General features: G+C 69.9%; 6 protein-coding genes. 4 read left to right on the top strand and 2 right to left on the bottom strand.

From position 1 onward, the window contains the following. On the bottom strand, positions 1–535 hold a 535-nt coding region (locus KY462_11135; protein ID MBW3578269.1), incomplete at its 3' end, for a hypothetical protein. Positions 536–989: 454 nt separating this feature from the next. Further along, a complete protein-coding gene (locus tag KY462_11130; GenBank protein MBW3578268.1) occupies positions 990–1,481 on the bottom strand; it encodes an IS110 family transposase in 492 nt (163 codons plus the stop codon). Positions 1,482–1,934: 453 nt separating this feature from the next. Between KY462_11130 and KY462_11125 the strand changes: the two genes are divergently transcribed. From KY462_11125 to KY462_11110, 4 genes are all read left to right on the top strand, one after another. Next, positions 1,935–2,708, top strand: coding sequence for a hypothetical protein (locus KY462_11125; GenBank protein ID MBW3578267.1), 774 nt, complete (start codon positions 1,935–1,937; stop codon positions 2,706–2,708). A 161-nt stretch (positions 2,709–2,869) separates the two neighbouring features. Continuing rightward, the gene (locus KY462_11120; protein MBW3578266.1) at positions 2,870–4,804 is read left to right on the top strand and encodes a glycoside hydrolase family 6 protein; all 1,935 of its coding nucleotides are present in this window, start codon (positions 2,870–2,872) and stop codon (positions 4,802–4,804) included. A gap of 129 nt (positions 4,805–4,933) precedes the next feature. Continuing rightward, a complete protein-coding gene (locus tag KY462_11115) occupies positions 4,934–5,602 on the top strand; it encodes a TrkA family potassium uptake protein (GenBank protein ID MBW3578265.1) in 669 nt (222 codons plus the stop codon). An 86-nt stretch (positions 5,603–5,688) separates the two neighbouring features. After that, positions 5,689–7,179, top strand: coding sequence for a TrkH family potassium uptake protein (locus KY462_11110; protein ID MBW3578264.1), 1,491 nt, complete (start codon positions 5,689–5,691; stop codon positions 7,177–7,179). The last annotated feature ends 34 nt before the right edge of the window (positions 7,180–7,213 follow it).

Below are 7,213 nucleotides of genomic sequence, written 5' to 3'. Positions count from 1 at the left end.
GACGCCCCCGGCAGGTGCGCCCGAACTCGACCGGGTCTTGGGCGCGGGCGGCGTCGACCAGTTCGGTCTCGAGGCGGTCGCGGAGGGCTCCCGGCAGCAGGTGCGCCAGGGTGTCCGACAGCAGCCGGGCGTGGCGGGCGGTCAGCTGCCCGGCGTCGGCCGCAGCCCCGGCGACCGGGTGCGCGTCGAGGGCGGTGGCATCGGCCACGGCGCGTTTCGCCTGCCCGGGGCTCCAGTTGAGGTGGTCGGCCAGGTCACGGCGGACCTGCCGGCCGGCGCGCTCACCGGCGCGCAGATCGTGGGGGTCGGTGTCGGTGGCGCGGCGGGCGGCGCGCTCCGACAGCGCTGCGGCCAGCCGGCACGCGCGCGCTTCCAGACGGCGGCGGGCGACCTCGACCGCTTCGAGCTCGGCGCGGATCTCGTCGTCGCCCAACTCGTCGATACGGGCGGCGACCACCCCGTCGACCGCGCTGGCCAACCCCTCCAGACGTTCCGCGCCGAACACGGTCGCCGCCTGCACCACCGCCGCGGACATCCCGGCCCTCCCTGAACCGAACTGACGTTCGACACCATCGTACGGGGCCCTGCGACACCAACGCCGCCCCGAACACACCCGGATGTGGACAACCTCTCGGGCGGGGCCTGGCGCGCATCCCGGGAGGGAGAACGGGCCCGTCCCGGGGCAGAGGGGGAGACAGGCCAGCGCTCGGACTCATCCGGCGGCGCTCGAGCGACGACGGACGTTGGATGAGTTCCTAACGGATGTCAAGCCAGTGTCGGGGTCTTCTTCTTGGTCGTAGCCTGGCGGGTGGACGGGTCGGCTGCCGGAGCGGCTTCGGTCGACTCCTGACCGCGCCGGCCCGTCCGACCTTTTGTGCTTCTTGGCAGTCGAGCGGTGACGTCCGGAGCGGCGCACCTCCGGCGGGACTCGGTAGCGGTTGGCACAGATCTCGCGGCCCTCGGCGTCGCTGATCGGCCGCCCGTCGACGTCACGCAGGACGTAGCGCTCGCCGTTGCCCCAGCAGGCAGCGATACGAGTGGTTCGGCGACGCACTGCCCGCTTGAGCGGATTCGCGGGCCCGAGGTTCTCGAGCTCGGTGGGGGTCTCCGTCGGGGTGCAGCAGCGGCAGACGGGCCAGCACCCGCCAGTCGAGCCGGTCCGTCTTGGTGTGCTTGTGGTAGTAGTCACGCAGATCCGCGGACTGCTCGGGCGGGACCAGCCACACCCTCGCACCGCGCGCCTGCAACCATGCCGCGAGTGGCATCCACGCGTTTCGGGTCGGCTCCATGATCACCTCGACCTGCGCCCCGTCGGGCAGCTGGCTCCACAGCTCATCGAGCTCGACGGGGGTCGTGCGGAACCGCCGTCCCGACCACGTCAGCCGTCCCGCCTCGTCAGCGAGGCTGGCCTGGTGCTGCGCGCGACAGGCCACGTCGATCCCCAGCCGCACCACCGTCCCCGGTTGCGTCATCGTCGTCATCGTGTCTCCTGTCGATCAGCGGACCGGCTGCTCCAGGTTCGTGCTCGCGCACGGTCCTCGTCAGGTGCGTGTCATCCAGACATCTACAAGCAGGGGTCCGACTCACCGGCCGGCCGCCGAGTTCCTCAACAGGGATGCACGTGCGCCGAAGGGTTCGTCTGGTCGACGATCAGCGGCAAGGAGTCCAGCCATGTAGCTGGCTCCGGTCACAACTCCCAGCCGAACCAGACAATCGGCCTCCGCGACTCACCCTACGGATCCCGGATAGTCCCACTCCGAGGACCACGACCGAACCTAGATGTCACACCCGGCCCGTACGGTCAGCCCACGATGAACGGAACGAGCACAGCATCGCCTCGCACAGGGGCAAAGGCCGCGCCGCGACAGGGCACCGGCTCCGAGCAACCGCCGCTGCCGTTGTCCTGGGACGAGCCGATCCCCTACGCGCTGACCGTGCGAGCCCGACGCGCGGTCGCGCCGACCTCCCTCCCGGATCTGTCGGTGGTCCCCGTCGAACAGGCGCCGACCGATCCGTTCGATCCCCGACCGGCCAGAGCGCGCGCCCTGCGGCGTTCCGGGCTGGCGGTCAGTGACGTCGCGGCCGCGCTTGACGTCAGCGAGGACGTCGCAGCCGCCTGGTGCGGTCACGTCAACGTCCCCGCGCGTCGCCGCGCCGCCCGGCGAGCACGCCGCGGTCGGGGGACCGCTGACGTCGCGGTCCTGCCGGTCCACGGTGAGGAGCACGCCGGTGTCCGGCGGTCGGCGGCCGAGACGTTGGCAATCGATCTCGCACAACCCACCGCGGGTCGTGCGGCGGCGGCCGCCGTGGTCGCAGCGGTCGCCCAGATCTCGCCCTACGCCGTGACCGTCACCACTTCTGATCCCGTGCTTGCCGTGTGCGTGATCCGAGTGCTGCGAGGGTCGCTGGATGTCCCGTCCGACCGTCTGCGGGTCGCGGTGCACGCTGGGCCGGCGGTTGCGCGGGACGTCGCCAGCCACCGCTGGTCGCGGCTTCTCGACGTCGCCCCACGGACGGTCACCCACGCGCCGTGGCCGACGGCACCACATCCGCACGGTGTTCGCGTCACAGTCAGGGCCACGGACGCCCGCGCCGCCGCGACGGTCGCCGGATGGCGTGCAGCCCTGGGAAGCCACGCGGGCGCGGGGGACGTCCCTGAAGGCCACCGCAGGGAGGAACCTCAGACGGTCGAGTTGACTCCACGCTGACGGCACTAGTGCACGACCCGCAACCGTCCGTTTGAGTGGCTGTCCAGCGCAGCCCGAGCGGGCCATGTGATGCGTCATTTGCCCGATCACGCTCAAGGACCCGGCATCGACCTGACGAAGACGTGTGTCTGGCAAGATGCCCGACCGCGAGGCGCAGTGACGTGCCCCGCATCGACCATGAACGGGGGTACTGCGTGCGCCGATCGCTGCTGGTCGCACTACTCGTCTGCGCCGTCGCGGTGCCGTCGGTGGGGGCACAAGCCACCACCCACAGCAATCCGTTCGCCGGGGCGACCTTCTTCGTCGACCCGGCGTCGAACGCGGCGAGGGAGGTCGCCTCCGACCCCGCGAAGGCGGCGATCTGGAACCGCCTCGCCCACCATGGGCAGGCCGACTGGTTCGGTGACTGGTTCTCGACGGACGCCGTCGCGGGAGCGGTCGCCGACCGCGTCGCGACGATCAGGTCCGCCGGGGCGCTCCCCCTGTTCGTGGTGTACGCGGTCCCGCAGCGCGACTGTGGCGGCTACTCGTCGGGAGGCACGAACACTCCCGAGGACTACCGGCGATGGGTGGATCGGTTCGCCTCGGGACTGGGTGCCGCCAAGGCCGCGGTCGTCCTGGAGCCGGACGCACTTGCGATGCTCGACTGCCTGAACTCCGCCGATGCCCACACCCGTCTCGACCTGCTGAGCTGGGCGGTCGACCGGCTGAACGCGCAGGGCAACGTCTCGGTCTACCTCGACGCCGGCCACTCCCGGTGGAAGCCCGCCTCCACCATGGCGCAGCGCCTCGTGCAGGCAGGAGTAGCCCGGGCGCGTGGCTTCTCGCTGAACGTGTCCAACTTCCACGTGTCCGCGGACGAGATCGCGTATGGCACCACGATCAGCGACGCGATCGGCGGGAAGACCTTCGTCGTGGACACCTCCCGCAACGGACTGGGCCCGTCCACGGACCCCAACGAACCGTGGTGCAACCCGCTGGGGCGTGCACTGGGGACGCCGCCGACCGCGGCGACCGGGAACGGCCACGTGGACGCCTTCCTCTGGATCAAGCGACCCGGCGAGTCCGACGGGACCTGCAAGGGTGGTCCTCCAGCCGGGCAGTGGTGGAAGGACTACGCGTTCGGTCTCGCCGAGCGTGCCCCCTGGGTCACAGACGGGTCCACGACCGACGACGGGTCGGTCCCGGGGACACAGGTCGTGCGGTTGTGGGGCAAGGACCGGACGGAGACCGCAGCCATCATCTCCGCGGCGACGTTCCCGCCGGGCGTGCCGGTCGCCTACCTGGCCACCGGCGAGGGGTTCGCGGACGCGCTCGCCGGCGGTCCAGCGGCCGCGCGCGCAGGTGCACCCATCTTGCTGACCGGCCGCGACAGCCTCCCACAGGCCACCGCCGATGAGCTGGCGCGGCTGCGCCCCGCAGCCGTCACCATCCTTGGTGGGACCGCCGTCGTTTCCGAGACCGTCAGGGCCCAAGCCGCGGACGTCACCGGTGCCTCCGTCGACCGCCTAGGGGGTACCGACCGGTACGCCACCGCGGCGGGGATCGCCAGACGATCCTTCGCGTCGGGGGTGGACGTGGCGTACGTGGCGACCGGACGGGCGTTCGCCGACGCCCTGACCGGTGGTGTGCCGGCTGCGATCGAGGGCGGCCCGATCCTGCTGACCGAACCGCAGGCGTTGCCTGCATCTACCGTCGAGGCGCTCCGTGCGCTACGGCCAGCGCGGATCGTGATCCTGGGCGGTACCGCTGCCGTGTCCGAGGCAGTACACGCACAGCTCACCGCGTACGCCCCGGTGTCGCGACGGTGGGGGACGGACCGCTTCGCGACGGCCGCGGCCGTGCTGGGGTCGTCCTTCCCGGGGCCGGTCGACACGGTCTTCCTGGCCACCGGCGAGCGCTACCCCGACGCTCTGGCCGGCGTGCCGGCGGCGTTCTCCGCCGGCGCCCCGCTCGCGATCGTGGAGAGCCGCGCCATCCCGCAGGCGGTGGGTGAGCAGCTGCAGCGCCTGTCGCCGCGGCGGATCGTCCTACTCGGGGGAACCACCGCCATCGACGCCGGCGTCGAGACCGCTGCCCGGTCGTACCTGCGCTGATCGGCAGGGATGGCGGCGTCCGGATGCGGCGGCCCGACTCCAGTCCATATCACTGACGTCCCACCGGGTGCATACTGCAACGACGACACATCGTGTGATCGTCGTGAACCGACGACGTGAGACGCCACCATGTACATCATCGTGGTCGGAGCAGGTCAGATCGGGACGCCGCTGATCAACATCGCGACGTCCGAGGGTCACGAGGTCGTGGTGATCGAGCACGACTCCGCGCGTGCGAACCAGATCGCGCAGCAGTTCGACTGCATGGTCTTGCACTCCGACGGCACATCGATGGAGACGCTCGAGGAGGCCGGAGCGCAAGAGGCCGACGCGCTCATCTCCACGACCGATCGGGATGCGGTCAACCTGATGGTGTGCCTGCTGGCGTTGGAGTACAAGATCCGCCACGTCGTCTCGGTCGTCCGCGACGCCGATCACATGAACATCTTCCGCCACGTCGGTGTGCATGTCATGGAGAACCCGCAGCGGCTGATCGCGGAGCACCTGTTCCGTGCGGTGAGCCATCCACCGGTCGGCGACTACATCCGGCTGGAATCCGGGGCGGAGGTCTTCGAGGTGGAGGTCAGCGAACAGGCGCCCATCGCCGGGTTGACGCTGGATCAGGCCAACGATGAGGGTCTGCTGCCCGCTGACATGCAGGTGGTCGTGATCGAGCGTCCCGATGCGGGCATCACCCTTCCGTCGGGGGACACCGAGCTGCAGTCCGGGGACTACCTCATCGTCTACGCACCAGGCGGTGTCGACCGTAGTGTCATGGACACCTTCGGTTCCGGATGATCCCACGGCGCGCCACGAGTCGGCGTCGGGCTCTCACTCCGGTCCTGCGGGACGTCGGCGGCATCCTCCTAATCGCGGCGATCGCGATGGTGTGCAGCGCCGCCGTCGCGGCGATCTACCGCGACTGGTGGTCGCTGGCGTGGTTCGTGGTGTCCGCGGCAGTGACCGCCGCGACCGGCCTGGGAACGAGGCATCTCTTCAGAGCCGCCCCGGAGCCAGGCGAGCGCGAGGCACTGTCGATCGCCACGGCCGCGTGGTCAGCGATGACCGTCTTCGGTGGCGTTCCTTTCATCCTCGCAGCGCACCTGACGCCAGATGCGGTGATCGCCTCGTACGTCCCTGCCGGGGCCGACTACACGTCGTCCAGCCTGCTGCACTTCCGTGACCCGCTGCACGCGTTCTTCGAGGCGATGAGCGGATGGACGTCCACGGGACTGACGATGGCGGTGAACGAGGCGTCGATGCCGCACGCCTTCCTGTTCTACCGGTCGCTGACGCAGTGGATCGGTGGGTTGGGGATCATCGTCCTGGCGCTGACGGTGATCCAGCAGCACGGCGGGGTGCAGGGCCTGTACCTCTACCAGACGGAGGCACGGCCAACCCGGATACGGCCGTCGATGCGGGAGACCGCCCGCCGCGTGTGGCGCATCTACGTCGCGATCACCGGTGGGGTGGTCTTGTACCTGTTCGCGGCGATGGTGATCCTCCTCCCGGACTACCCCGTCACCGCGGCGATCTTCGACGCCATCAACCACGCCATGACTGGTATGGCCACCGGCGGGTTCAGCACCCAAGACGACAGCATCGCCGGATACGGGTCCTACGCGATCGAGGTGGTCCACCTCCTGCCGATGATCATGGGTGCGGTCGCCCTGCCCGTTCACTACATCGCGATCCGCGAACGGCGGCCGAGCGCCTACCTCAACGACGTGCAGAACCGGACCATGGTCGGGTTGCTGGTCGTGGGTTCTTCGCTGGTCGCTTGGGCGCTGGTGGGAGCGCCGGCGATCGCCGACCCCACTCGCGAAGGGGTCTTCCAGTTCACCAGCGCACTGACCACCACCGGTTGGCAAACGTCTGAGATCGGCCAGTGGGAGGCCGCCGCGGTTCTCATCGTCGTGGTGGCCATGGTGCTCGGCGGCCCCGCGGGTTCCACGGTCGGTGCGTTGAAGCTGCTGCGGGTCAACTTCCTGGCCAGGGGCGTGTGGTGGCAGGTCACCCAGGTCTTCTACCCCTCGTCCGCGGTCCCCGCCTTCCGCATCGGGGACCGCACGTTCCGCCGCGAGGAGATGGAAGCGGAAAGCGGACGCGCCGCCCTGTTCACCCTGATGTGGGTCGTCGGTCTGTTCGTGAGCGTCATCTTGATGAGCCTGACCGTCGACACGTCGTTCAGCCTCGCCGACATGATCTTCGAGTCCGCCACCGCGCAGGGCACGGTGGGACTGTCGTCGGGTATCACCGATCCGTCGATGCCCACCTCCGTGGAGGCGATGTTCATCTTCCAGATGCTCTTCGGCCGCCTGGAGATCGTTCCCGTCGTCGTCTTCGTGCGGACCCTTGTCTGGCCGAGGCGGTGAACCTCGTGGTGACAGTCCGGCAACGTGGAGCCTT

This window comes from Actinomycetota bacterium (assembly GCA_019347675.1).
In the GTDB taxonomy this organism is placed as follows: domain Bacteria; phylum Actinomycetota; class Nitriliruptoria; order Nitriliruptorales; family JAHWKO01; genus JAHWKW01.
This window is presented reverse-complemented; position numbering and strand designations above follow the sequence as displayed.